The organism is Enterococcus sp. JM9B, from assembly GCF_009933265.1.
In the GTDB taxonomy this organism is placed as follows: Bacteria; Bacillota; Bacilli; order Lactobacillales; family Enterococcaceae; genus Enterococcus_C; species Enterococcus_C songbeiensis.
Genome location: NZ_MAEK01000028.1, coordinates 113,155 through 137,484 on the forward strand (window position 1 = coordinate 113,155; position 24,330 = coordinate 137,484).

At 37.7% G+C, this 24,330-nt stretch carries 24 protein-coding genes and 2 pseudogenes; 4 read left to right on the plus strand and 22 right to left on the minus strand.

Going from position 1 to position 24,330, the window contains the following annotated elements:
- Window positions 1-299: 299 nt before the first annotated feature.
- From BAU16_RS08080 to BAU16_RS08135, 11 genes and pseudogenes are all read right to left on the minus strand, one after another.
- A complete protein-coding gene (locus BAU16_RS08080; RefSeq protein WP_442896822.1) occupies window positions 300-2,774 on the minus strand; it encodes a vitamin B12-dependent ribonucleotide reductase in 2,475 nt (824 codons plus the stop codon).
- A 222-nt stretch (window positions 2,775-2,996) separates the two neighbouring features.
- Window positions 2,997-3,743: a permease prefix domain 1-containing protein gene (locus tag BAU16_RS08085; RefSeq protein ID WP_048603429.1), complete on the minus strand. Its 747-nt coding sequence runs from the start codon at window positions 3,741-3,743 to the stop codon at window positions 2,997-2,999.
- Complete coding sequence (locus BAU16_RS08090) at window positions 3,744-4,070, minus strand: PadR family transcriptional regulator (RefSeq protein WP_048603428.1); 327 nt, start codon at window positions 4,068-4,070, stop codon at window positions 3,744-3,746.
- Window positions 4,071-4,249: 179 nt separating this feature from the next.
- A complete protein-coding gene (locus tag BAU16_RS08095; RefSeq protein WP_161526883.1) occupies window positions 4,250-4,438 on the minus strand; it encodes a hypothetical protein in 189 nt (62 codons plus the stop codon).
- A gap of 32 nt (window positions 4,439-4,470) precedes the next feature.
- Window positions 4,471-5,361 carry a DUF975 family protein gene (locus tag BAU16_RS08100; protein ID WP_161526884.1) on the minus strand — a complete coding sequence of 297 codons (891 nt, stop codon included), beginning with the start codon at window positions 5,359-5,361 and terminating at the stop codon, window positions 4,471-4,473.
- Between the two features lie 378 nt (window positions 5,362-5,739).
- Entirely contained in the window at window positions 5,740-5,871 is a 132-nt protein-coding gene (locus BAU16_RS08105) for a zeta toxin family protein (protein ID WP_161526885.1), read from the minus strand.
- 341 nt (window positions 5,872-6,212) lie between these two features.
- A pseudogene (locus BAU16_RS13770) lies at window positions 6,213-6,323 on the minus strand (putative holin-like toxin); the annotation flags it as partial.
- Window positions 6,324-6,836: 513 nt separating this feature from the next.
- The gene (locus BAU16_RS08120; RefSeq protein ID WP_161526888.1) at window positions 6,837-8,006 is read right to left on the minus strand and encodes an IS256 family transposase; all 1,170 of its coding nucleotides are present in this window, start codon (window positions 8,004-8,006) and stop codon (window positions 6,837-6,839) included.
- A gap of 387 nt (window positions 8,007-8,393) precedes the next feature.
- Window positions 8,394-8,971 (minus strand): annotated as a pseudogene (locus BAU16_RS08125) (class I SAM-dependent methyltransferase); the annotation flags it as partial.
- A 129-nt stretch (window positions 8,972-9,100) separates the two neighbouring features.
- The gene (locus BAU16_RS08130) at window positions 9,101-10,987 is read right to left on the minus strand and encodes an ABC transporter ATP-binding protein (protein WP_161526889.1); all 1,887 of its coding nucleotides are present in this window, start codon (window positions 10,985-10,987) and stop codon (window positions 9,101-9,103) included.
- Window positions 10,974-12,713: an ABC transporter ATP-binding protein gene (locus BAU16_RS08135; RefSeq protein WP_161526890.1), complete on the minus strand. Its 1,740-nt coding sequence runs from the start codon at window positions 12,711-12,713 to the stop codon at window positions 10,974-10,976. Before BAU16_RS08135 ends, BAU16_RS08130 begins: the two co-directional genes overlap by 14 nt.
- A gap of 276 nt (window positions 12,714-12,989) precedes the next feature.
- Here BAU16_RS08135 and BAU16_RS08140 point away from each other — a divergent pair, with 276 nt between their 5' ends.
- From BAU16_RS08140 to BAU16_RS08150, 3 genes are all read left to right on the plus strand, one after another.
- The gene (locus tag BAU16_RS08140) at window positions 12,990-14,024 is read left to right on the plus strand and encodes an SPFH domain-containing protein (RefSeq protein WP_161526891.1); all 1,035 of its coding nucleotides are present in this window, start codon (window positions 12,990-12,992) and stop codon (window positions 14,022-14,024) included.
- Between the two features lie 47 nt (window positions 14,025-14,071).
- Window positions 14,072-14,245 (plus strand): ribbon-helix-helix domain-containing protein, encoded by a 174-nt coding sequence (locus BAU16_RS08145; protein ID WP_161526892.1) that lies wholly within the window; start codon window positions 14,072-14,074, stop codon window positions 14,243-14,245.
- Between the two features lie 98 nt (window positions 14,246-14,343).
- On the plus strand, window positions 14,344-14,637 hold the full coding sequence (locus BAU16_RS08150) for a DUF1905 domain-containing protein (RefSeq protein ID WP_161526893.1): 294 nt from the start codon (window positions 14,344-14,346) through the stop codon (window positions 14,635-14,637).
- Window positions 14,638-14,686: 49 nt separating this feature from the next.
- On the opposite strand, the gene BAU16_RS08155 is transcribed toward BAU16_RS08150, so the two are convergent.
- The 10 genes from BAU16_RS08155 to BAU16_RS08200 all read right to left on the minus strand — a co-directional run bounded on the left by BAU16_RS08155 (window position 14,687) and on the right by BAU16_RS08200 (window position 22,771).
- A complete protein-coding gene (locus BAU16_RS08155) occupies window positions 14,687-15,442 on the minus strand; it encodes a class I SAM-dependent methyltransferase (protein ID WP_161526894.1) in 756 nt (251 codons plus the stop codon).
- A 144-nt stretch (window positions 15,443-15,586) separates the two neighbouring features.
- Window positions 15,587-15,949 carry a DUF1801 domain-containing protein gene (locus BAU16_RS08160; RefSeq protein ID WP_048603418.1) on the minus strand — a complete coding sequence of 121 codons (363 nt, stop codon included), beginning with the start codon at window positions 15,947-15,949 and terminating at the stop codon, window positions 15,587-15,589.
- 47 nt (window positions 15,950-15,996) lie between these two features.
- Window positions 15,997-17,178: a tRNA epoxyqueuosine(34) reductase QueG gene (gene queG, locus BAU16_RS08165; protein ID WP_161526895.1), complete on the minus strand. Its 1,182-nt coding sequence runs from the start codon at window positions 17,176-17,178 to the stop codon at window positions 15,997-15,999.
- Between the two features lie 236 nt (window positions 17,179-17,414).
- On the minus strand, window positions 17,415-17,702 hold the full coding sequence (locus tag BAU16_RS08170; protein WP_161526896.1) for a hypothetical protein: 288 nt from the start codon (window positions 17,700-17,702) through the stop codon (window positions 17,415-17,417).
- A gap of 91 nt (window positions 17,703-17,793) precedes the next feature.
- A complete protein-coding gene (locus BAU16_RS08175) occupies window positions 17,794-19,083 on the minus strand; it encodes a PTS sugar transporter subunit IIC (protein WP_048603405.1) in 1,290 nt (429 codons plus the stop codon).
- Window positions 19,080-20,621 carry a DUF4127 family protein gene (locus BAU16_RS08180; protein ID WP_161526897.1) on the minus strand — a complete coding sequence of 514 codons (1,542 nt, stop codon included), beginning with the start codon at window positions 20,619-20,621 and terminating at the stop codon, window positions 19,080-19,082. Before BAU16_RS08180 ends, BAU16_RS08175 begins: the two co-directional genes overlap by 4 nt.
- Window positions 20,622-20,626: 5 nt before the next feature.
- Complete coding sequence (locus BAU16_RS08185; protein ID WP_161526938.1) at window positions 20,627-21,427, minus strand: HAD-IIB family hydrolase; 801 nt, start codon at window positions 21,425-21,427, stop codon at window positions 20,627-20,629.
- A 5-nt stretch (window positions 21,428-21,432) separates the two neighbouring features.
- Window positions 21,433-22,122 (minus strand): N-acetylmannosamine-6-phosphate 2-epimerase, encoded by a 690-nt coding sequence (locus BAU16_RS08190; RefSeq protein WP_048603403.1) that lies wholly within the window; start codon window positions 22,120-22,122, stop codon window positions 21,433-21,435.
- Between the two features lie 11 nt (window positions 22,123-22,133).
- On the minus strand, window positions 22,134-22,448 hold the full coding sequence (locus tag BAU16_RS08195) for a PTS lactose/cellobiose transporter subunit IIA (RefSeq protein WP_161526898.1): 315 nt from the start codon (window positions 22,446-22,448) through the stop codon (window positions 22,134-22,136).
- A 5-nt stretch (window positions 22,449-22,453) separates the two neighbouring features.
- Complete coding sequence (locus tag BAU16_RS08200; RefSeq protein ID WP_161526899.1) at window positions 22,454-22,771, minus strand: PTS sugar transporter subunit IIB; 318 nt, start codon at window positions 22,769-22,771, stop codon at window positions 22,454-22,456.
- A gap of 200 nt (window positions 22,772-22,971) precedes the next feature.
- Here BAU16_RS08200 and BAU16_RS08205 point away from each other — a divergent pair, with 200 nt between their 5' ends.
- Window positions 22,972-23,790: a MurR/RpiR family transcriptional regulator gene (locus tag BAU16_RS08205; RefSeq protein ID WP_161526900.1), complete on the plus strand. Its 819-nt coding sequence runs from the start codon at window positions 22,972-22,974 to the stop codon at window positions 23,788-23,790.
- Window positions 23,791-23,864: 74 nt separating this feature from the next.
- Here the strand turns inward: BAU16_RS08205 and BAU16_RS08210 are convergent, their stop codons facing one another.
- A complete protein-coding gene (locus tag BAU16_RS08210; RefSeq protein WP_161526901.1) occupies window positions 23,865-24,329 on the minus strand; it encodes a PTS sugar transporter subunit IIA in 465 nt (154 codons plus the stop codon).
- Window position 24,330: the final 1 nt, after the last annotated feature.

Consider the following 24,330-nt stretch of genomic DNA (forward strand, 5'->3'; position numbering starts at 1 on the left):
CTCCCCATTTCTTTCACACAAAAAACACTCCATAAAATACAGAGTGTCCAGCAACCACTAATTGATGCATGGCAAAAAACCATGTCAAAGAAATGGATGCTGGACAATTCACCCTGATATGTTGTCCAGTGCCGTTAGTTGAAGCTATCTGACTTCGTGTTGTCTTCCTATTCAAGTTTTTTGAATGAGTTTAAGAATCTCCACGTTACAGTAGAAAGGGGCTGTTGCGGATTTTCACCGCATTCCCTTCAAGCTATCGGTCCATAAATAAAAAGTATTCCTTGTTCATTATTTCTGGATTACAGTCCACATTTTAATTGGACTTTGCAGTTGGTACACGTACTACAACCACCGATTTCTTCGATCGTTCCTTTTTGACAGATTGGGCAGATTTCTCCTTCCAATGGTTGTTGATCCACCGTCACTACATTTTCATCTTCCAATGTAGCTTCCTGATAATTCTCTTGCGCTTCCAGCGTCAACACTTGACTCTCTCGGCTGCCATCGACATAAACGGTCCCACCTTTTGCTCCGCCGCGATAAAGTGCTTCGTAAATTGCTGCTACTTGATCCACACGATAACCTCGTGGTGCATTGACTGTTTTAGAAATAGAGCTGTCTACCCAGCGTTGAATGGTACATTGCACGCCAACATGGGCTTCCGGAGTTAAACTCATTGCAGAAACAAAAAATTCCGGTAATTGTTCTTTGGTATAAGCAGAATGATCGGCCAAATATTCTTCAACGATTGCTGCATTCACTTCAATAAATTTACCAAGTCTGCCACTGCGAAAGTAAGAGAAGGAAAAATAAGGTTCCAAGCCAGTCGAAACCCCCGCCATAGTTCCTGTTGAACCAGTAGGAGCAACCGTCAACAAATGAGAATTTCGAATACCATATTTAAGAACGCCTTGACGAAGCGCTTCAGGCATTTTTTTCATATAACCGGATTGAATAAATTTCTCCCGTAATTCACGAGTTTCCTGTTCGTCTTTTCCAATTAAGTATGGAAAGCTTCCTTTTTCTTTTGCCAATTCAATAGATGTCGCATAGGCTGTTGTGGCAATTTTTTCAAAAACGTTATCCACCAATTGGTTCCCGGTTTCTGATCCATAGGTTTCTTCACAGTAAATCAATAAATCTGCAAGACCCATCACACCTAAACCAACACGACGTTCTCCTTTGGCTTGGGTTTCATTTTTATCAAAAAAATAAGGGGTAGCATCAATGACGTTGTCTTGGAAACGAACGCTCGCACGAACAACTTCTGCTAATTTTTCAAAGTTTACTTGTCTATTTTTTTTATCCACCATATTTGCTAAATTAATCGCAGCTAAATTACAAACGGCATAAGGGGTTAGTGGTTGTTCTCCACAAGGATTTGTTGCCACGACCTTTTGTCCGTAGGCAGAAGCGTTCGTCATTTCGTTTGCATTGTCTATAAAAAAGATTCCTGGTTCTGCTGAGTAAGTCGCACAAAAAGTAATCAAATTCCACAATTCCCGAGCTTGGATTGTTTCATAAGTTTTTACCCGTCTGCCTGTTGTCGCCCATTCTCTGACATCGCCAATTTCCGCCCAGTTTTCATCGTAATCTGCCATCTCTTCTTCATTATAGTCTTCAATTGCTGGGAAACGCAGGGCATATTCATTATCGTTTTCTACTGCATCCATGAAATCTTTTGTCAGACAAACAGAAATATTTGCCCCAGATAAAAATTCACTATTTTTGACAGAATAACTGCCGCCTTGCTGTAATTTTTGTTTAATTTCTTTGAGGTACTGCGAGTCATTGAATTCGCTGGCTTTTTGACTCTCAATAACTGCCGTATAAAATTCTTTCTCTGCTTCTGCTAAAGGGGTAAAGGACAATTTTTCACTGGCTAATTTTTTGACAATAGGACTTCTCGTTGTAGCAATCAAATGCTGCAAAACAGCCGGATTTTGCATTTTTGAAATAATAAATTCAAAAATATCTGGATGCCAATCTGCCATCATAATCATTTGTGCGCCTCGCCGACTGCCACCCTGCTCTACTAAATGGGTAAGATTTGCCAAGTCGTTCAGCCACGAAACTGAACCGGATGATTTTCCATTGACCCCATGAACGATGGCTGCTCGTGGACGCAAGGTTGACCCATTGGTTCCAACACCACCCCCGCGACTCATAATTTCCATCACTTCTTGTCGGTGAGTTGCCAAACCGCCTCGTGAATCATGGATGAATGGCATTACAAAACAATTAAAGTAGGTGACTTCCGAATTTGTTCCCGCACCATACAACACTCGACCCGCTGGAATCAAATTTTGTTCCACTAGTTGTTGATAAAAAGTTTGGAATAATTCTTCTTGTTTTTTACCATTTTCCATCTTTGCAATACCTGTCGCTACACGTTTTGCAATTTGTTCGAAATAAATTTCCATGGGTTTTTCTACTTCATTTTTGTGACGTTCAACCAGACCAGAAGCTGCTTCGAGAGGATCCGTCAACGCCATGCGAAATTCTTCTTCCACTTCGATGATTAATCGATCGTCTGTTTGATCCTGCACCACACCGATTCCTCTTGCCGGATATTGTGGATCTGGATGGGTCGTCAAAACAACCAAATCCCCTTTTGTGATCGTTTGACCGTTAGGATCTTTAAAGGCATAACGATCCAGCATAATCAGACGGGAAATCCCTTCAAAAGTCATGGTCATTTCTTTTTCGACGGGGAAGACACCAGAAAATTGTTGAATCGTTTGATTTAATTTTTCAATATATTGAAAGCTCAAGGCTTTTGGCACAAAAATCACTCCTAAATAAAAAAATTCGCGAACAGCACAATATCTTGTGTTCGAGAATAATTATCACACTATATATCGTATAATTCAACGTTGTAATTTATAATTTTTTTTGTTATAGTTGAGAATGTTTATCAGTTAAGCTTTTGTTTTTTCATAAAAAAAAACTCAGAATCAAAAAATTCTGAGCAAGTTTTTGCTATTAATTATTTTCTACCAAGAATAATTGTTTTGAGTAAACCGACGATAGGAATGCCGAACACAGCTGCCGTAGATAAGTAAAAAGACTCCCGCACCCACCGTGATGAAAAATCCTGAAATACCAATTGTTCCACCTGCATACATCGTCATTGATGCAAGAATTGGGAACAACGAGAATACACACAAACCGATTCCACCAATCAAAGAGAAACTAAAACTTTTACGATAAGCATCTTCTCTGAGTTGTGCTGCATGAATCACCTTCCCCGAAATCAATCGATTGCCTAAAAAACGATTCAATTCTGAATTTTTCATGCCGGCAACGATGAAAAAACCTACAGCAACAGCCGCTCCTAGAAATAAAAGCCCAAAAGCAATTGATAGTCCACCCAATCCGGCAAAAAAGAAGAAGCCGGCGATTGCTAAACAACTAATAAACACGCCACTAGCAATTTGAAAACTGGTTTTCTTCGCTTGACGCCAATATTCTTCTGCTTCTTCTAAGCTAATATTGTTCTCACCATCTGTTTCCGCAAATACCTTTTCTTTCTCCAAATTCATTTCATCCAGCAATTCATCGATGGAACCAAATGTTGCGATTACCGTACCAATTGCTTCGTGCTCATTTTTTCCTTCTTCAATTAGTTCATGATAATGATCTTCCATATTTGCCAATAAATCAGTCTTTAATTTTTCTGTTTCTCTGTTTCGTGGTACTTCAATAAAAAGACTTTCTAAATAATTGCGAATCGTATCCATTTAATTTCCCTCCATAAACTGATCAACAACTGCTTTTGTCAACTGCCATTCCTGTTTTTTGTCATTCAAATAATCCAAACCAACCTTAGTGATCTTGTAGTAGGTTCGTTTTTTCCCATGTGTCACCTCACCAGGATAGGAGGTAATAAGCTCATTTTTTTCCAATCGAGAAAAAACGGAGTACAGCGTGGTTTCTTTGATTACATATTTTTCCTTTGTCATTTCACGAATCGTTTTTGAAATTTCGTATCCATAGGAATCATTTTTTTTCAGGATTGACAAAATAATCGCATCATTGTAGCCGCGTATTCCATCGCTTGAGATCATTTTGATTCCCCTCCAAAAGTACTTCATCTGTCGTTGTAATTAGCATACTACGATTACCCCGACAGGTAAAGTACTTTTTTCTAAGACTTTAGTCGGATTTTTAGCTCTTGAATTTACATTCAAGTACAACAAAAAAGCCGAGAAATGGTTCTCGGCTTTTAAATAGAACAATTTGTTATTTACTCCCCATCAAGAAAATTCCATTGCATGAAATCTTCAAAGAGTTGTTCTTCCTGATTGCTTTGAAATTGCTGATCTTCCTCGTCGTCTTCTTCTGCTGCAAGCACAAACTCTTCCAACTCTTCTGATTCCTCTTCACCAAAGGGATCTTTTTCTTCAAAATCAGCTTCAAAAACTTCCTCGTTCATGGTTTCCCGCTCCTTTCAGAATTTGCTCCATTCTAAAAATCCCATTCTTCCGCTTGCTCAGCTTCAAACTTTTGATAAAGAACTTCTAAGAAAGCCATTGTCGTGACGGAATAATAAGGTACGACATAAAATCCAGCCAATCCATAGGTCATCCCATAAAGGAAAAACCAAAAATAAAAAGATGCTTGTAAAAATAGATATTCCAATTTATAACCCTTCATAATCTGCCGGCTCAAAGCGATTGCTTCCTTCGCAGATAATTCAGGTCGTTTTTCCAGCAGATAATTTGTCATTGCATAAGAAGCTTTTTTGATAATCCCTGGAATCACAAACAGCAATGACCATAAAAAAGTATACAGAGTAATCAATAAATTGGCCTTGATCACACGATTTTTCTGTGATTTCACAAAGTATTTGAAAATCTTTATACCATCAGCTTTTTGTCCTCTCAAAGTGAAAATACCGCTCCATTGAAGAACTGGTTCAATTTGACTTGAAAATAACAAAATAATCGCAAATAAAATCAGACTCAGCAATCCACCTATAAATAAATTAGAACCGGAATTAGACCGATCATATTCCACATAAGAATAACCCGAATAATCGCTGTAAAAATCATTTTCTGCGCCGAAATTTCCCATTACTAAAATCATCAAGAAAATAAGAACGACCAGCACAATACCGCAACCAATAATGGTCGGAACCCATTCTCCGTATCGACCGGACAGCTTTCTTTGCACTTCTTGTTTTAGCTCCGCTCGAGTAACCCCCAAACTGTTTGCTGCTTCCATTTGTAAAACGGTTGATTTCTCTTTCATTACCGGAGATAATTCTGCCTTGGAATTAGTCAAATCAAACCCACAATAGCGACAAACCTTATCACCCTCACTCACTTCTTTTCCGCAATTCGGACAATTACTCACTTCAATCCCTCCAGATTTATTATTTGTTTGATTATACTACGTTTGAAAAAAAGAAAAAACAAATACCCTCGCAAATCTGAATAGCCGGTCGCTACATTCCTAAGAAAAATATGACAGCTAAATTGCTTGAGCTTGTTTTACTGGTATTCTATTCTGAAATAATCTAGTTGTTTTTTAACCCTATCTTGAGCCGATAAGCAAGTATCCATCAGATATTCCTTATCCATCTCCCATTCCTTTAACCCACGATAGTAAAACAACTTTAGGTCTTCATTAATATAATATTGTTTCTCAAACATTCTTTGAACAATAGTAAACAACTTGACCGTTTCCATCTTGAAAAGGATGGGTAGAGTCAAATTCATCTGGTACCGTTTTTTAATAATGATAAAAATCATCCGTGTGCATATGAATACTTTTATCCAAAGTACTTGAATCTGCAACAAGTTTGGCTATCGTTGATTTTCCTGTCCCAGGTGCACCAGTAATAAGAATAATTCTTCCAGCCATAGCTTTAGCTCCTTTTAGTAAAAACAAAACCTATACTTTTTTTGCAGAAAAAATCAGCATCATTGGTCGGCGCATTTCCTCCATCATTCCTGGTTGATCCAGCATTTCTTTAGGAGGCATTGGTTCCACTAAATGTTTAATTTGAAAACCATTTTTTAGCAATCCTTCTGTATACGTTGTTAAACGAAAGTGAGTTTATTAATGATTAAGAGTATCGCAAGAGTAAAACCGGACTATAGGAAGCAGCGAATCGATTTTCGTGTCAGAGATTTAGTAGTAAGGTCACCACCATTATTTAGAGCAAACAAAAAAGGAAAGACAAGCCTTTCCTTTTCATGTAAGTTGTTTTTCAGCATATCTACAATCAATTTAATCAAAGCAATGGTAAACATGCCAAAACTTAGAATCAATTGAATTGTATCTAATGCGGACAAAAGGCTTTCTCCTTTCATAGATTTTAGCACTTATTCTCATAAGCACCACCACCCTTCAGAAGTAGCTACCGTCATAACTTTCTACTCTTGTTATTATACCATAAAAAAAGAAACTCAATTCTACGATTCCGACAAACTTTTGGCGTTTACTGGATAGAAAATCCCTGCCGCCTGGCAGTTTTTTTTACTATAGCTAATATCTCAATAACTCTACTGTCATAAGAAGTCTTTCAAAAAACTAAAAAGATAATTTCTCCACCGTCAAAATAATATCTTTTCTTAGTTGTGTATATCCTAAATATTCTAAGATATCTAATTCATTTTTGATGGAGTTAATTGTAAACGATTCTTTTTCCATATATATTTTGTAAAATATCAGATACGAGATTCTACCATACATATACACTAAATCTGTTGAGAGTTCTTTCAATTGTAGTAATACATCTTTATATAAATCAAATTTCCCTCTCTCAGTAAATAGGGTTGCGTCAAGAATTATGTGTAAATGGAGAATCCATTCCAGTATTTAAGTTAAAACATTGATTCTAATGTATCTTGAATTTCCTTAAATCCTTTATGCACTCTACCTAAAAACTTTTGGTTATATTGATTGAATTGAGAAACTAGGAATCTCTCCAGAGATTCTTCATTAGGAAATTGCTCTTTTCTCTTTGTATATTTTTTTAGTTGCTTGTTAAATCCTTCAATCAAGTTAGTTGAATAAATAGTTCTTCTAATTGATGGAGGAAAATTATAAAAAGTTAATATAGCAGGATTCATGAGTGATTTCACGACTCGTGGATACTGCTTTTTCCATTTATCTGTCATAAAAGCTATTTGAACAATCGCTTCTTCTTTTGAAGCCGCTTGATAAATGGTTTTAAAGTCATCGCAGATTTCTTTTCTATCCTTAACGCGAACTTTATGAGCAATATTTCTAGAGACATGGACACAGCATTGTTGAAATTGAGCATTTGGATAAACACTATGAATACTATCGTCAATACCACTTAAACCATCTGTTACGACTAATAAAACCTCTTCTAAACCACGGTCTTTTAGATCTTGAAGTATCTCTTTCCAAACATAAGCAGATTCAGTTGGAGCTATAGTAAATCCTAGAACCTCTTTAGTTCCATCCAACCTGATACCAATTACTATATAGACAGCTTCTTTTGATACGGTTTGTCTTTTTAAGGGAATATGAGTAGCATCCATAAAAATGACTGAGTATTTAGCTTCTAAAGTTCTTTCTTTAAATGCCGAAACATCTTCAGACACAATTTTACTCCTATTTGAAATAGTTTGTGGTGTGTAATAATGACCATACATTTTTTCGATTAGATCAGAGATTTCGGACATAGTAATTCCTTTTTGAAATAGCTGAATAATAGTCGTTTCCAAAGAGTCGTTCGTTCTTTTGTAAGCAGGTAAGGTTGGTTGAGAAAAGTCTCCATTCCTATCTCTAGGTATTACTAAATTCAATTCACCGTACTCTGTTTTAAAAGAGCGCGAATAATTCCCATTACGGGAATTACCTGAATTAAATCCAGCTCTATCATACTTTTCATAGTCAAGAAATACCGTTAATTCAGCTTGTAATAAAGCGCTAATAGCCAATTCTAGGTGACGACGAAACAAATCATCCAAATCACCTTTATTGAGTAGTGTTTCCATTATTTCTGTAGTAAAATTAGTCATGAGAAAGTCCTCCTATAAAATTTCGGTTGTGGTAACTTTAATTTTACAGAATGGACTTTCTTTTTTCCTATCCTAAACTTCTATTTACACAAAATATTTTACGCTATCTTCTTATCTGCGTCTAATACAGTTTCAACGTAATTGTCAATCATAGTTTTGATCTTTCATAAGCAAATTTATTATCTGTCAATTTCATTAGAATATCGATTTGATCTTTTGTTTGTCTTGAAATTTTTATATTGGAATCTTGGTTTTTACTACTAATTTTTACGATTTTTCTAGTTCTGTTCTGTAAAGATTGATTATTTTCTGAGGGCTGATTTGGCATAATTTAATCCCGCAACCTATAGCTCAAAGAAACTTCTAACTCAGTTCCTTCCCCATCATTAAAGTTTTATGGTATTTCGTCACCGGTTCTCCTAAAAAATGTGTGTGTCGCGGCCCTTCATAAAAATAATTATCTACTGGAAAATGGCAAATATTGCCCGCTTCGTCAGTTATCCACTCCTGAGAACCACTAGCGGTAAACACAGGATGTTCGACTGAGAAAATAAATTCACCTTCCTTCTTTAGAATGTGCTGAACTTTTTTGGCAATGTTTTCAAAAGAAGCTACATAATGCAGTGCAAGGGAACTAATAACGACATCAAACTGTTCTGCCGGAAAGTCAATATCCTCAATCGACCCTTGCAGATAGGTCACTTTATCACTTGTGTTTTTTTCTCTTGCAACAGCTAACATTTTTTTCGATAAATCAATGCCAATTACTTTTTCTGCCCCATGCTCTGCAGCATACAAACAATGCCAACCATAACCGCAACCCAAATCTAAAACACTCTTTTTTTCAAAGTCTGTAAAAGTTTTTTTAACGTTTTCCATTCACCGGCTCCTTCCAAACCTTTTTGGCTTCTGGTCATTTGACGATATTTTTCAAAAAAAGCTTTCTTATCGTATGGATTTTTCATTTCAGTCGCTCCTTGAATTCTTTTCTTCATTTTATCACTAATGTACTTACTGACGACCCATATTTTCTCCTAGCTCATTTGTAATCACAAAAAAAGCAACTGACCAAGTAGCAGTCAATTGCTTTAGAATTAATCAAGTTCCAGTGCACCAGTGTAGAGTTGATAATAGACACCTTTTTCTGAAAGTAAACTATCGTGATCTCCGCGTTCAATGATTCGTCCATGATCTAGAACCATAATCACATCTGAATTTTTGATAGTTGATAAACGATGGGCAATAACGAAAACAGTTCGTCCATGCATCAAGGAATCCATTCCTCGTTGCACGATTCCTTCTGTTCGGGTATCAATACTGCTGGTAGCTTCATCCAAAATCATGACTGGCGGATCAGCAATCGCGGCTCTGGCAATTGCCAACAATTGTCGTTGTCCTTGCGATAAGCCTTCTCCATCACCAGTAATAATCGTTTCATAGCCATTCGGTAGATTCGCAATAAAATCCTCCGCATTAGCTAATTTTGCCGCTTTGATAACCTCTTCGTCTGTTGCATCCAGTTTTCCATAGCGAATATTTTCTCTAACCGTTCCAGTAAATAAATGGGTATCCTGTAAAACGATCCCCAACGAATGGCGCAAAGATTCTTTTTTGATTTTTTTGATGTTAATCCCGTCATAACGGATTTTTCCTTCTTGAATATCGTAAAAACGATTAATCAAATTCGTAATCGTAGTCTTTCCAGCACCTGTTGCACCCACAAAAGCAACCTTTTGTCCAGGCTTGGCAAACAGATTGATGTCCTTCAAAATCATTTGATCATCCACATACCCGAAATTCACGGATTCAAACACAACATCCCCTGATACTTCTGTATACGTGATACTGCCATCTTCATGAGGATGTTTCCAAGCCCAAAGGCCGGTTCGATGAGGTGTTTCCACTAAAACACCGTTGTCCTCTTTTGCATTGACCAAGGTTACATACCCTTCGTCTGTTTCCGGTTGTTCATCCAGTAATTGGAAAATTCGTTCCGCTCCGGCTAATGCCATGATAACAAAATTGATTTGTTGGGAAATCTGTGCGATTGGATTGTTCAAAGATCGACTTAGTTGTAAAAAGGAAGCCAATTGTCCAATCGTCAATTGAATCGTTCCACGAACGGAAAGTAATCCACCAACCACCGCAATCAAACAATATTGGATATTCAACAAGTTCATCATGATTGGCATGAGGGAGTTGGCATGGACATTCGCATTCGTTGCATTGTCTCGCAATTCCTCATTTAGAGAATCAAAACCTTCGATTACTTTTTCTTCATGGTTGAAAACTTTCACGACTTTTTGTCCATGAACCATTTCTTCGATATATCCATTTAATTTCCCCAACGAATGTTGTTGAGCACCAAAATATTGACCTGCACGTCCTGAGATGACCCGAATTGTAGCCATCATCAGTGAAACCGACAAAATCACAAAAAATGTCATCGGTACACTAACTGAAAACATCGCAATAAAAACCGAAATAAATGTGACAAATGCCGCAAATAGGTTAGGAATACTTTGCGAAATCATCTGACGCAGTGTATCAATATCATTGGTATAGTAACTCATAATGTCACCTTGTGTTCGTTGATCGAAATAACGAATCGGCAGTGTCTCCATATGAGAAAACATGTCATCACGAATTTTTTTCTGAGTTCCTTGGGAGACCTTGACCATGATAATATTAAATGCCCAGGTTGCTAGAATTCCGACCAAATAAATAGCGCCCATTTGAATAATCGCTGTCATCAATCCAGAGAAATCTTGACTATTTCCTTGTAAAATCGGTGTAATGTACTCATCGATCACCGTTTGCAGGAATAAAGAACCACGAACATTGGCAAAGGCTGAAAGCAAAATACAAGCCACTACGACTAGCAAAGCCAATTTATAATCTTGCCACATATAACCAAATAATCGCTTTAATGTAGCGCCTGGCCGTTCAGAACGACGTGTATGGGTTTTAATTCGCTTCATAGCTTCCAAATCCTTTCTGCTGCGTTTCGTAGATTTCTTGATAAATGGCATTTGACTGCAGCAATTCGTTATGGGTTCCGATTCCGTTGATTTCGCCTTTATCCATAACAATAATTTTATCCGCATCTTCTACCGAAGAAACACGTTGAGCAATAATAAATGTCGTCGTTCCCGGAATCTCTTTCTTCAATCCTTGACGAATCAGTGTATCTGTTTTTGTGTCCACCGCTGAAGTTGAATCATCTAAAATCAAGATTTTCGGTTTTTTTAATAGTGCCCGTGCAATTGTTAACCGTTGCTTTTGTCCTCCAGAAACGTTTGATCCACCTTGAGAAATCGGTGCTTGGTATTTTTCTGGAAATTCTTGAATAAAAGAATCTGCCTGAGAAATTTTAGCCATTTTTTCAACTTCTTCATCCTTGGCTTGTTCATCTCCCCAGCGTAGATTGGAAGCAATTGTACCAGAAAATAAGACGTTATTTTGAAGAACCATTGACACACTATCCCGCAATGTAACCAAGTCGTATTCTTTCACATTGATACCTCCGACCAATACTTCGCCGTCAGTCACATCATACAATCGAGGAATCAATTGGACTAAGGAAGATTTCGAACTACCTGTTCCACCGATAATACCAATAACCTCACCGGTTTGTGCTTTAAAGCTAATATGTTTTAAAGCTAACTTTTCTGGATCATTTCCATAACTGAAGCTGACATTTTTAAATTCAACTTCCCCATCAGGAACATGAGTCAACGCATGCATCGGATTCGCCAAATCACTTTCTTCGTCTAAAACTTCTACAATTCGTTCACCACTTGCTCTGGCAATCAAGACCATCACAAAGATCATCGAAAGCATATTCAGACTCATCAAGGTTTGCATTGCATAGGTAAACATACTTACCAGTTCTCCAGTTGACATTTGATTCGCTACCACCAAATGCGCACCCAGCCATGACAACAAAAGCATTGTCGTGTACATACAAAATTGTAATAGTGGTGAATTGAAAGCCACCGTACTTTCAGCTTTGGAGAAAGTTTTGAAGATTTTCTCAGAAACTTTGTTGAATTTTTGTCCTTCATGTTCTTCCCGAACATAAGATTTCACCACGCGAATGCCTTGCAGGTTTTCCTGAACAACATTATTCATTTTGTCGTAAATCCGAAAAACTTTTTCAAATAATGGATGAGCGATTCGCACAACGACGAATAGACCAATCGCAAGAATCGGCAAGACAACAACAAAAGTTGAAGCCATTTCACCATTAATGGAAAAAGCCATGATTAATGAAAAAATCAACATCAACGGACTGCGAATTAGCATGCGAATCACCATTTGATACGCATTTTGAACGTTTGTTACATCCGTTGTCAAACGAGTTACCAGACTATTAGTTGAAAAACGATCAATGTTGGAGAATGAATAGCCTTGAATCTTTCTAAACATGGCTCCCCGCAAATTTTTGGCAAATCCTGCAGATGCAATCGCAGCAAAACGCCCCGACATTGCACCTAAAAATAGCGCTACCAGCGCACAAACAAGTAAGATCACGCCATAAAAAATAATTGCCTGCTGATTTCTTTCTTCGATCCCTTGATCAATCAGTGCTGCAATTACTAATGGAATAATAATATCTAACAAACATTCCCCTGTAACAAAAAGAGGGGTAATAATTGTTGCTTTTTTAAACTCTCCGACGTGTTGAATTAATTTTTTTACCATGATTTCCCTCCTTCTTCTTTAGTATAAACTATTTTTTCCTAAAACATCTAGGAAGAAAGTGTGAATTTTTTCCTTTTATATAGGAAAGAACTTTTTTAATCCCTAATTTTCTGTTTTTCGAAAAACTAAGTGCTGCCTACAATTATAATCATTTATTTTTAGCATTACTAAATAAAAGAAGCGTTCCTAGGCTTTTACTTGTTCGCTTTTCAAGTCTGTGCTACACTATCATTGAATTCAAAATGATATCAAAAAGATATCACAGGAGGAAAGAAAATGGAAAATAAAGCAGTTGAAGTAAAGGTTCCCACGGAAGAAATTATTTTTAACCCCCGCAATGGTCTTCCCATTCTTGTTTTAAACCTATTAGGCATCGTTTTATCAATTGTACTATTCGTGATGGGCATTTTATTTATTGAGGGTGGAGAAAATACTACTCTTGGCGGTCTTCTTATGGGTGTCTCAATTTTTTATTGGGCATTTCCTGTTTGGTTACTTTTTGCCGGACTAAAAGTTGTCCATCCAAATGAAGCATTGGTGCTGACTCTTTTTGGGAAATACGTAGGAACAATCAAAGGTGCAGGTATTTATTTTGTTAATCCTTTTTCAACAGCCGCACCGGTTCCAAGAGGTAGTATGCAAGAGTTGGCTTCCGTTCGTGACAATGAAACTGACCCTGTCACCGGAACGAAAAAAAGTAGTTCACAGCTTCCAAAAAAGCGGTTATCCTTAAAAACGATGGCATTAAGCAACAACAAACAAAAGGTCAACGATAAATTAGGAAATCCAATCATCATCAGTATTGTAGTTATTTGGCATATCCGCGATACTGCTAAAGCAATGTTTGATGTTGATAATTTTGTCGACTATTTGTCCATTCAATCGGATTCTGCTTTACGGAATATTGTTCGTTTGTATCCTTATGATGCAACAGATGATGAAGATGCGAATGAAAAGAGTCTTCGGGGATCTAGTCTTGAAGTAAGCGCAAAATTAACGGAAGAAATTCAAAGCAAGGTTAGCGTTGCTGGAATCGAGATTTTGGAAGCCAAGATTACTCACTTAGCTTATGCACCAGAAATCGCCGCAGCTATGTTGCAGCGCCAACAAGCCTCTGCCATTGTTGATGCACGTCAACTAATTGTAGAAGGAGCGGTTGGCATGGTTGAAATGGCAATTGAAAAGTTAAACGAACAAAGTGTTGTGGAATTAGATGAAGAACGTAAAGCGGCAATGGTCAGCAATCTTATGGTCGTCTTATGTGGAAATCGCGAAGCACAACCCATTGTAAATAGCGGTTCATTGTACTAAAATTTCAAGTAGATTCACAAGTCCCAAAAAGAAAGGAGCGGTATCTTGTGAGCGGGGAAAAAAGCAAAGGTAAAAAGCAAGTACCGTTGCGCCTTTCTGCTGAGCTGTACGAAGATCTTGCAGCTTGGGCTGAAGACGAGTTTCGTAGTGTCAATGGTCAAATTGAATATCTATTGAGTGAAGCAGTAAAAAAACGCAAGAAAAAAGAGCAGAAATCTTGACCCTTTACCTTACAGCGGCACCCTCATTGAGGTACCTGCTTTCAATTATTTTATCAAAAAAATTTCTCTACTAAACCCAACACATTGGAGGTGCAACAATGGACGAAAAAAATTATGCTTTTGAATCCCAGATTTATTTCTCAGAAGTGGGTAAAGGTGGCGCCTATGTAATTTTCCCATACGATGTTCGCGAGGAATTCAATAAGGGGCGCGTTAAAGTCCACGCAACGTTTGATGGAGAACCTTATGATGGCAGTATCGTAAATATGGGGCGAAAAAATGACGATGGATCAATTTGTTATATCATCGGTATTCGAAAAGATATCCGAAAAAAAATCGGAAAAGATATTGGCGATCAAGTAAATGTAACCATTCAAGAACGACTAGACTAAAAAACTTGCTGACGCACCTAGTGAAATGGTGGTCAGCAAGTTTTTTAGTCTATCTTAATTTAGCAACAATCATAAACCGATGCTCCAGATTATAAATATAGCCGTTTCGTTTCAATTCTTCTCGAAGAAAATACAGTTGCTCTTTATGCGTTGCCACTGAAAATCTGGGAAACTCCCACGGAATCGTTCGACAATAATAAATCAATCCGTCCATATCAAAAAACTTTTGTACCGGATAAGCTTCATTTTCGTACAAAATCTCAAACCCTTGTTCCGTTAATGATCGAACAACTTTTGATAAATGCAAATCAAAGCGCGGTTTTGTATAATCATCAATCAATTTTGTCGATAATGGCAAGCCATTCAAATCCCCCACTTGTTGCGTAATGAAATATCCTCCCGGTTTCAATACGCGCTTGACCTCCGAAAAATTAAAAAAAGCATGCGAGTTGCTCACAAAATCAAAGTGCTTATCCTTAAATGGTAACAATTCGCCGTCCTGAACAAACCGAACATCTACTCCTTTAGGTTGTAGCCGTTCCAATAAAAGGCGATAATTATTTCCCCAGCCTTCGGTTACAGATGTGCGTTTATAAGGATGATGGAAAGTTTCCAATAATTCACCGCCACCGGTCCCCATATCTAACAACTGCATTTCAGGTTGAAGATACCTTTTTACAAGCTCATAATAATTCCAAGGTGTTTCGTCTTGAGCATATTTATTTTCAAGATAAGAAAAATCCCACCCCGAAAAATTTTGTTGATTTTTTTCGCTTTGAAGCCATTCATTTTCTATTTGATTCATTTGACTAATATCCTCCTTGTTTACTCCTAATAAAAACGCGGCAAATGATATAGTCAATGTTGATAGGAAATCGTTTTATCTTGATATAGTGCCTACCAAACTCAACTATACCAAGTAGTTAATTCGTTTCATTCCCTTTCCCCCCTATTGATTTAAAGAAATAGCCTGTTGAATCAAGTATTTGATTGCTTGCGGCTGAATTTCTTCGAGTTTTTTTATACGAATATGACGCATCGTTTTTGCTTCCCCTTGTAATAAATGAGCTTGATCCACTGCCTCCAGCTCACTTCCCCGATGAAAGCCGAGGCTGACATGGGCTTTAGCAACCTGTATGAAACAAACCAAGCCATTGGAAGAATAATTGGGCATCGACCATTTGAATTCCTCAATGAGTTCTGGTGATGACTCAAAAATTAATTCTCGTAATGAAACAGCAATTTCTTTAGTAGCTGCGGGTAATTCTGCAATAAAGTGATTAACGGCAGAGATTTTACGATGGGTTGCCATGATGCTCCTCTTTTCTATCAATAAATTTTTAACGTTTTTTCAACGAATTACCTTGGTTTTTTACGATTCTTTTTTTCTGCTACAGCTTGCAATTGTTGGATTGCTTGTTCTATTTCTTGAAGTGCTTCAGGATCCTCTTCCTTCAACCGCAAAACTTCCAACTGAGTTAGCCATTCTTCTGGTTCACGATTGCCTAATCTTCCAATTGCCCAAGCCGCCGTCCCGCGAATCACCGGACGAACATCCTTTTGAGCACACACCAAAATTTCTGGTAATGCGCTGCGATCGCCAAGGTTTGCCAAAGCAATCAGGGCATTTCGTTGCAGTGGTTTTTTCCCTCGCCAAGAACCGGCTAGATGACCAAACTGTTGATTAAATTCTTTATTGGATAAATTCAACATTGGTTTTAATTTTGGATAAACTTCGTCAACTTTTGGCTCCATCTCTTCGTGAAAATGGAAGTCTTTTCCCTGATTATAAGGACATACCAACTGACAAATATCACAACCGTAAACGACATTTCGGATTTTCTTGCGGTATTCTTCCGGCATCATGCCTTTTGTTTGCGTTTGGTAGGATAGACAGCGCTTGGCGTTCATCCGACCATCTCCTAACAAAGCATTGGTTGGACAGGCAGTCACACATCTGGTACACTCTCCGCAACCAAAAGGAACCGGTTCATCTGCTTCAAAACGAATATTGGTGACAATTTCTCCCAAATAAACAAACGAACCATATTCTTCTGTAATCAACAGGCCATTCCGCCCGATAAATCCTAATCCTGCTCGTTGAGCAACAGCAACATCGACAAGTTCCCCGGTATCTACTTGCGGTGCAAAACGCCAATTTTCAGCTTCTTCTAAATCTTTTGCCTGTTCTTGGATGAAAGCAATCAGTTTTTGCAAGCGATCTCGCAAAATATCATGATAATCGATTCCCCATGAAGCTCGAGCAAACATTCCTCGTTTTTCATCATTGGGTATCTCTTCTCTGATTTTTGTTGGGTAAGCTAATGCGATCGCAATGATTGTCTGAGGATCTTCGAATGTCTTTTCCAGATAAATTCGTTCCTCAATAACTTTATGCTCAAACCCAGAATTATACCCCCGTGCTCGCTGTTCCTGCAACGAAGCCTCTAATTCATAAAATGGTTCTGCCGTAGCAAAACCGATTTTATCGATTCCAATTCGTTTACTTTCTGCAATAATTTTTTCCTTTAAAGTTGGCATGGTGTCACCTGCTTTTGTTTTTAAATCATTGAATTTTCTATCTTCAAAACGACATTATAATTACAGCCGTTCGCATTTCAAACTCTTGAAATTATTTTATCATATGTTCTGCTTTGACGATAGGTTGTAGACTTTTTCTGTAAAAAAAAGCTAGATTAAATTGACGACCCAAACTAGTTTTTATTCTAGTTCGAGAGTCACTTTAATCTAGCAGATGTTGTTATCATTGAGAAAATCTAATTAGCTACAGATAGCTCCTGAAAATTCTGCAACAATTGATAAGTAGTTCGATACCCTTCACAAGCATCTTCTGGTACTTCATAGTTATTGGTAACTTGAGCCAATCGAGTCAACTCGTTCGTCACGTCAGCTTCAGGATTCAAACGGGTCTTGTCTTTCATTGCGACAAAAAGTTCACGCACTTCCGCTAGTTCAGGATGATGTCCGCCATGAACTTTAAGGATTCGATCAGTAAAAAATGCTAATTTGGGAAATTCTTCTTCGATAAATTCTTGTTTTGTCATGCTGATTCCTTCTTTCTTCTTGTTGAATACAGCATACAAGATTTTCCGTTGAAAAAAATTGATTTCTATCAAGATTTGATAAAGAAGTTTTTTACACCTTTTCTTTATTTGTCAGCTTAACAAATGGTAGGTAGATCAAAATACCGATAAGAATCAAGACAACTTGTAATAAAGAAGCTCTCCAATCGCCGTTTGTTGCAAGATAACCAGAGATAACTGGCGGAGTGGTCCAAGGAATCAAAACAGATGTTTTTGCGATGAGTCCAAGAGAAGTTGCATAATACGCAATCGTTGTAGTAACTAATGGTACTACGACTAACGGGATCCCTAGTAATGGATTGAAAACAACAGGAATACCAAACATCATTGGTTCACTAACATTGAAAAGTGCTGGAATCGTTCCTACTTTGGTAATTGAACGATAATCTTCGCGTTTTGAGCCGATGTAGATTGCGACTACTAGACAGATTAGCATGCCGCCTCCGCCCATCCAACCAAAGGAATCTAAGAAAGGTTTCGTCACGATATTGGGCATGTCTGCACCATTTTTTAAGGCGTCCATATTTTGTTGCAAGGCAGTCAGCATGATTGGTTCTCCAACTGATCCTAAAATAAATGTTCCGTGTAGACCGAAAGCCCATAGTAAATTACTCAAAAAGACATAGAGTAAAAGACCACCAATCGATTGGAAAGATGCAACTAACGGTGCTTGGAAAAATTTTGCAATCAAAGCTGGAAGGTCAGTATGTGCTCCCCAAACGACCAAGACTTCGACCAGACCAAAAATCAATGTCACTAAGAATGCTGGAATCAAAATGTTAAATGATTTTGCAATGGAAGGCGGTACACTTTCAGGCATTTTAATTTTTAGCTTATCTAATTTAGAGAATTTGCAAAGTAAAGTTACTGAAAAAAGCGCAGCGATAATAGCCAAAAACATTCCTGTAGCACTTGTTTGAGTTTGGGTCAACACTGCACCTGCTGTCACAGTGTTTCCTTTGATATCTGTCAATGCCGTTTGTGCTGGTAAAACCAACACTGCAGAGATCAGACCCACAACTCCACCAAAGAGACCTTCTTCTTGATAGCTGACAGCTAATTTATAACCAATCGTCATAGCAATCAGTAAAGCAAGAATACCTAACGTCGAGTTGTACACTTGATTCCCTAGATCCATCCATTTTGCAGCGCCAGCAAAATTTTTCAGTAGACCATTTGTAGGACTTAAAACTAGGTTATTGATTAATACCCAAAAAGAAGCAATAATCGTTACGGGAATCAACGTGACAAAACCATCACGAATCGCAGTGATATGACGTTGAGATGAAAATTTGTTTGCAAAGGTTAACATTTTACCGATAAATTGATTTGAATCGTTCATTTTTTTCTCTCCTTCTTTTGAAAAACTCTAACATCACAATAAATTTCAAACATTCGATTCCATGGTGAAGATAATTTCTGTATTTCTAGAGATTGATTTGAAAAACTATTCGGCAAATAGATTTCTGCCATTGTCATCATCTTCTGATGAATCTGTTCCATTACTTTTGCTTCCTCAGTTTTTAAATCAAAATAGTTCAAGCCAAGACTGGGTAGTAGTGTTTTTGTCAGATCCATACGAATAGCAGCTTGATAGAATCCATCTTCAAAAATATTTGAGATCAAATTATCCATCATTGCTTTTTCATCCACTTCATTCTGAGCAAAAGTCAGGGCAGAAAGAGTGCTTCCCAATGAATTACAATTCGTATTCCACGCTTTGTAGCAGATCAATTGCTCGATTAAATTTTTCTGATCCAGCATCTGCAATAGCTCTAAATCTCCACCATTGGCAAAAGCGCTGTCACAAATGCCCACTTTTTTTCCTTTTTGAAGTGCTCTTTCGATTTGATCAACAAAGGTTAACAAATGCCGATAGCTGTCGTAAGTGACATCTTTATTCTTAAACTGATCCCAAGATTCCTGCATTTTTTTTCCAGGAACATTATAAGCTAGAATAAAATCGGCTTCCGATTCGTTATCGATCAGACGCATACCTGCAGCCATGACATGAGCTTTTAAACTTTCATTGATTATTCGGTCTTCATACAAAGGAACCAAGGTTGGACCTAATGTAGAAGCATACCGAACAAAAAGCGTTGGCTGTGTATTTCGCCAGTCATTATACGCCCGCGCTAGCAACGTGAAGCCTACCTCGTCTGCTCCAGGATAGACCATGACTTTGCCTTTTAATCCCAATTCCTGGATTGTTCCATAAACTTTTTTTTGATCAATTGCCGTGTAGCCATATGGGGCAGAATCGTCTTGCGGAATACTCAAGAAATCAATAATTCCCTCTTTTACCAATTGAATATTGGTTAAATTAGCGTTTACATTAAAATGCCGTCTCGTTTCATAATCTGAAATAACTTCTTGTGGCAGCTCTTTTTGTAAAGCTTCTAATTCCTGCTGTTCGCTTTCCATCAAATTTTCACGGTTTGCTTTATCAGACAACCAACCGAAGCGAAAAATTCTTTCCCCATAAACTTCATAATAGTCAGGCTCTTCATCTGAACTATTATATTTTGGTGTACGCATAATTAAATTTGATAAGAATAGTTTCTTTTCCGGATAGTTTTTTTTCAACGTTCGTAAATTGGATTCATATTCTTTTAAATCCGCAAGTGTCAAGTGATGCAACCTTGAAGGCAATAGTCCTCCATATAATAGCATTTCTACTGATATAATCAGATAATCAGTACGAGCGATTTCCTTTTGGATAAATTGCCAGATTCTATTTGTATCAGCGGCGTTTTTTTTATAGCCCATTTCTTCCGCCGGCAAAGAAATGACCTCTACATCACGAGCAACCTTAGCAGCTTTGATTGGGTAAACCGCATTGCATGGTCGCTCATCTAAAGGAACATAAAGTATACGCAAATTTTTTACACTCCCTTCACGTTTACGTAAATTTCATCGACAATATGACCCACCGTTTTTTGATAATGCCCTGCTTGTTCAATAATATCTGAATGTGCCTCTCTGACTGCATACGCATGGTCTGTTAAGTGAAACATGGAAACATCACTCTCCGCATCGCCGGCAACATAAACATTTTTTCTAGAAACTGCCAATTTTTCCATGATAAAAGAAACAGCATTTCCTTTTGAAACCTTTGCAGAAAAAACTTCCAAAGATGATGGACTTGTTTGCACAATGCCCACTTTGTCTTTTCCCAAATTCTTTTCGATTCGTTCCTTAATGGTAGTGAATTCATTTGTTGTTCCAAAAGTCAGATAAATCGTTGCTTTTCCGGCATGTTGTAAAACATAATCAGGCAAATTTTTAATGACGATAGAGGTATCGATAAATTCCGCCACATTTTCTGGATCTCTTGGGCTAGGAAATAATCGATTTTCCAATGTTGAAACCTCGGTTCGCAAGTTCATTCCAAAAATAGCTTGATTTAAAGAGGCGATATACTCACTTGGGATGCTTTCAAAGAAAACCGTTTCCTCTTTGGCGTTTTTTATGACAGCACCATTTTGGCTAATACGAAATTCGCCCTTAAATCCCAGTTGTTGTTCAACATATTGGATATCGCTGTCCATTCGACCGGTACAAATAACGAAATGTCCACCGTCTTCACAAAATTTTTTTATTTTTTCCAAGCTATCATGATCTACTTTTCCATTAGCATCCAATAAGGTACCATCTAAATCGCAGATCAATAATTGATTCTTCATTAATTTCAAAGAGTTTCTTCCTCCTGTGCTTTCTTTGCGGCTGCCACATATCGTGCTGTGATTAGTTGCGGACGAGTAATGATTGACCCAACTACCACCGCAAATGCACCTAATTTTAGTGCTTGGGTTACTTGTTCTGGCTGATCCGTATGCCCTTCCATAATTACAGGCACTTTGCTGTTTGCAATAATTTTTTGCAAGAGTTCAAAATCCGGTGTTTCTGTTTTTTTTGAATAGTCTGTGTAACCTGCCATCGTCGTTGAAATAAGATCAAAGCCAGTTTTTTCAGCAACCATTGCTTCTTCAAAAGTAGAAATATCCGCCATTGCTAATCGTCCTGCATCGTGAATTTGTTTTACTAAATCACTGATTTTTTCGTCATGAGGGCGTTTCCTTTTTGTGGCATCCAATGCAATGATTTCTGCACTTGTTGTTAATAATTCAGAGACTTCTTTTTTTGTTGCAGTGATATAAACTTCTGAATCCGAATAATCTCTTTTGATTATACCAATCAAAGGTAAATCAATTTCTTTCTTGATTTCTTGGATATCCTCTACAGAATTTGCTCGAATCCCTGCGGCACCACCCTGCTGAGCAGCTAAAGCCATTTTGCTCATAATAAATGAACTGTACAATGGTTCGTCTGATAAGGCTTGGCAAGACACAATAAGTTTACCTTTTAGTTTTTCCAGCATACTGACTCACCTCACTTTTCTATTTTTCTATACAAATCAATGATTTCCTTCGCCAAGTCGGTAAAAGCAATGGCAGTCATCAAATGGTCTTGACTATGGACTGTCAGCAGTGTAACTTCCATGTGATTGCCTTGCGCTTCTTGCGTCAACATATTGGTTTGGGAATGATGTGCTTCGACCAAAGATTTTTCTGCGTCTTTGATTTTTTCTTCCGCTTCCTCAAAATTGCCGGCTTTGGCAGCTTGGATTGCTTCCATCGCATCGCTTTTTGCATTACCGCCGTACATAATCAAGCCCATGATGGCTTCTAGATTTTTTTCATCCATGTGTCTTACTTCCCTTCAATCAATTTTTCTGCTTGTGCTAAGACCTTTTTACCGTCCATCATGCCATAATCTGCCATATTGATGACATCAAAGGGAATTCCTTTTGGCGCTAATTTTTCAGCAAATTGGGTTTTCATGAAGCGTACTTGTGGACCCAACAGTAAAACATCCACCGGTTTTGTTGCCAAATGATTGTCTGCATCTGAGGCAGCAACGGCGAAAATGTCTGCTTCCATCCCTTTTTCTTCTGCGGCTTTTTGCATTTTTGTCACTAATAAACTGGTACTCATGCCTGCCGAACAAACCAGCATAATTGTTTTCATATGCTCACATCCTTCTTATGGCATAATATTACACCTTTTTTTATTTTTTGTAAATGTTTTACATTATATTTTTTATTTTGGTTCGTTTTGCCATAATTCAAAATTCACCCACCCAGCAGGAAAATACTTCTTTCCTCAAGATAAACAGGCTATAATGGTACTAGCACATCGATTCACCATTTTTAGAAAAGAGGCAAATCATGGATATTTTAGCGATTATCAGCAGCTACCTCCCTTCCCTAAGCAAATCTGAACAAAAAGTAGCCCAGTATATTCTGAGCAATTCAGATGAAGTTGTAAATCTTTCCATCAACGAATTAGCATTATTATCTGAAGTTGGCGAAAGTACGATTGTTCGTTTCACTCGAAAAATTGGTTTTGCCGGCTTTCAAGATTTCAAAAAAGAATTGATTCGGTTTGAATCAATTCAAACCAAGGTTGATGATCAGCTTGATGACACACCAAAAGAAATAACCTATAGCCACATCCTCAAAAGTCTTACAGAGACCAAGGGATTCATCGATACAGAAGACATTGACAAGGCCGCCCAATTACTTTATTGCGCAAAAAAAATCTATATCTTTGCAGTCGGTACTTCAGGGATTACGGCACAACATATTAGTAATCGACTAAAACGATTGGGTATGACGGTGGAATATGTTCAAGACAGTCATCTGCAAAGTATTGATGCTGCTTTGACAAAAAAAGAGGATATTGCACTAGCTATCAGTACTTCGGGAAACACGAAAGATGTTTTGCAGTGTGTTCAACTATCAAAGCAGAATGAAACCACCATCATCAGCATAACTAATTATCTCAAATCTGCGATCTCTCAAGTCGCTGACATTTCCCTCGTCGCTTCATCCAAAGAGTTTTCGTCGGATTCTGGCTCATTTAGTGCAACGATTAGCCAGCTTTATTTAATCGACATCTTGACAAAATATATTATCGAACAAGACACCAGCTATTTTCATGAAATGAGACAAAAAACCAATCAGGCATTAATCAAGCGGATATAAAAAACCAAGTGATTTGATTCTTAAAAAATGGAATCAATCACTTGGTTTTTGCTGTTATTCATTTTAAAAACGTCTTACTCAAAACGTCCTACTTCACTACTATGAGTAACCTTACCTTCAGTTACTTGAATTTTTTTATCTTTTGCATCAGGAAAAACAACTAAAATCGTACTTGGTTTCCCTTGTTCGGCTAGAAAGTCTAAATCAATGGTTGCCAACTGGTCTGCTTCGCTGACTGCTTGCCCTTCAGAAACAAGGATTTCAAATCCTTGTCCTTTAAGCTCTACCGTATCAATTCCCATATGAACCAACGCTTCAGTACCATCTTTCATCAAAATGGTGATTGCATGCTTGGTTGGAAAAATCGCCGTAACTTTTCCACTCACTGGTGCAAAGACTGCTCCTTCTGATGGTTCAACACCAAAGCCGTCTCCCATCATTTTTTGAGAGAAAACAGGATCTTTGACCTTATCAATTTTAATCAAGTCCCCAGTAACTGGAGCAAATAGTGCGCTTTTTTTCTTATTGAATCCAAACATC

Excerpts from the sequence above, each read along its gene's own strand:
- BAU16_RS08195 (WP_161526898.1), bottom strand. The coding sequence starts at position 22,448 with ATGGATGAAAAAAATCTAGAAGCCATCATGGGCTTGATTATGTACGGC.
- BAU16_RS08210 (WP_161526901.1), bottom strand. The coding sequence starts at position 24,329 with ATGTTTGGATTCAATAAGAAAAAAAGCGCACTATTTGCTCCAGTTACT.
- BAU16_RS08170 (WP_161526896.1), bottom strand. The coding sequence starts at position 17,702 with ATGACAAAACAAGAATTTATCGAAGAAGAATTTCCCAAATTAGCATTT.
- BAU16_RS08090 (WP_048603428.1), bottom strand. The coding sequence starts at position 4,070 with ATGATCTCAAGCGATGGAATACGCGGCTACAATGATGCGATTATTTTG.
- BAU16_RS08085 (WP_048603429.1), bottom strand. The coding sequence starts at position 3,743 with ATGGATACGATTCGCAATTATTTAGAAAGTCTTTTTATTGAAGTACCA.
- BAU16_RS08150 (WP_161526893.1), top strand. The coding sequence starts at position 14,344 with ATGGACGAAAAAAATTATGCTTTTGAATCCCAGATTTATTTCTCAGAA.
- BAU16_RS08105 (WP_161526885.1), bottom strand. The coding sequence starts at position 5,871 with ATGGCTGGAAGAATTATTCTTATTACTGGTGCACCTGGGACAGGAAAA.
- BAU16_RS08160 (WP_048603418.1), bottom strand. The coding sequence starts at position 15,949 with ATGGCAACCCATCGTAAAATCTCTGCCGTTAATCACTTTATTGCAGAA.
- BAU16_RS08200 (WP_161526899.1), bottom strand. The coding sequence starts at position 22,771 with ATGAAAACAATTATGCTGGTTTGTTCGGCAGGCATGAGTACCAGTTTA.
- BAU16_RS08095 (WP_161526883.1), bottom strand. The coding sequence starts at position 4,438 with ATGAACGAGGAAGTTTTTGAAGCTGATTTTGAAGAAAAAGATCCCTTT.
- BAU16_RS08135 (WP_161526890.1), bottom strand. The coding sequence starts at position 12,713 with ATGGTAAAAAAATTAATTCAACACGTCGGAGAGTTTAAAAAAGCAACA.
- BAU16_RS08175 (WP_048603405.1), bottom strand. The coding sequence starts at position 19,083 with ATGAACGATTCAAATCAATTTATCGGTAAAATGTTAACCTTTGCAAAC.
- BAU16_RS08190 (WP_048603403.1), bottom strand. The coding sequence starts at position 22,122 with ATGCTGGAAAAACTAAAAGGTAAACTTATTGTGTCTTGCCAAGCCTTA.
- BAU16_RS08120 (WP_161526888.1), bottom strand. The coding sequence starts at position 8,006 with ATGACTAATTTTACTACAGAAATAATGGAAACACTACTCAATAAAGGT.
- BAU16_RS08155 (WP_161526894.1), bottom strand. The coding sequence starts at position 15,442 with ATGAATCAAATAGAAAATGAATGGCTTCAAAGCGAAAAAAATCAACAA.
- BAU16_RS08130 (WP_161526889.1), bottom strand. The coding sequence starts at position 10,987 with ATGAAGCGAATTAAAACCCATACACGTCGTTCTGAACGGCCAGGCGCT.
- BAU16_RS08140 (WP_161526891.1), top strand. The coding sequence starts at position 12,990 with ATGGAAAATAAAGCAGTTGAAGTAAAGGTTCCCACGGAAGAAATTATT.
- BAU16_RS08205 (WP_161526900.1), top strand. The coding sequence starts at position 22,972 with ATGGATATTTTAGCGATTATCAGCAGCTACCTCCCTTCCCTAAGCAAA.
- BAU16_RS08185 (WP_161526938.1), bottom strand. The coding sequence starts at position 21,427 with ATGAAGAATCAATTATTGATCTGCGATTTAGATGGTACCTTATTGGAT.
- queG (WP_161526895.1), bottom strand. The coding sequence starts at position 17,178 with ATGCCAACTTTAAAGGAAAAAATTATTGCAGAAAGTAAACGAATTGGA.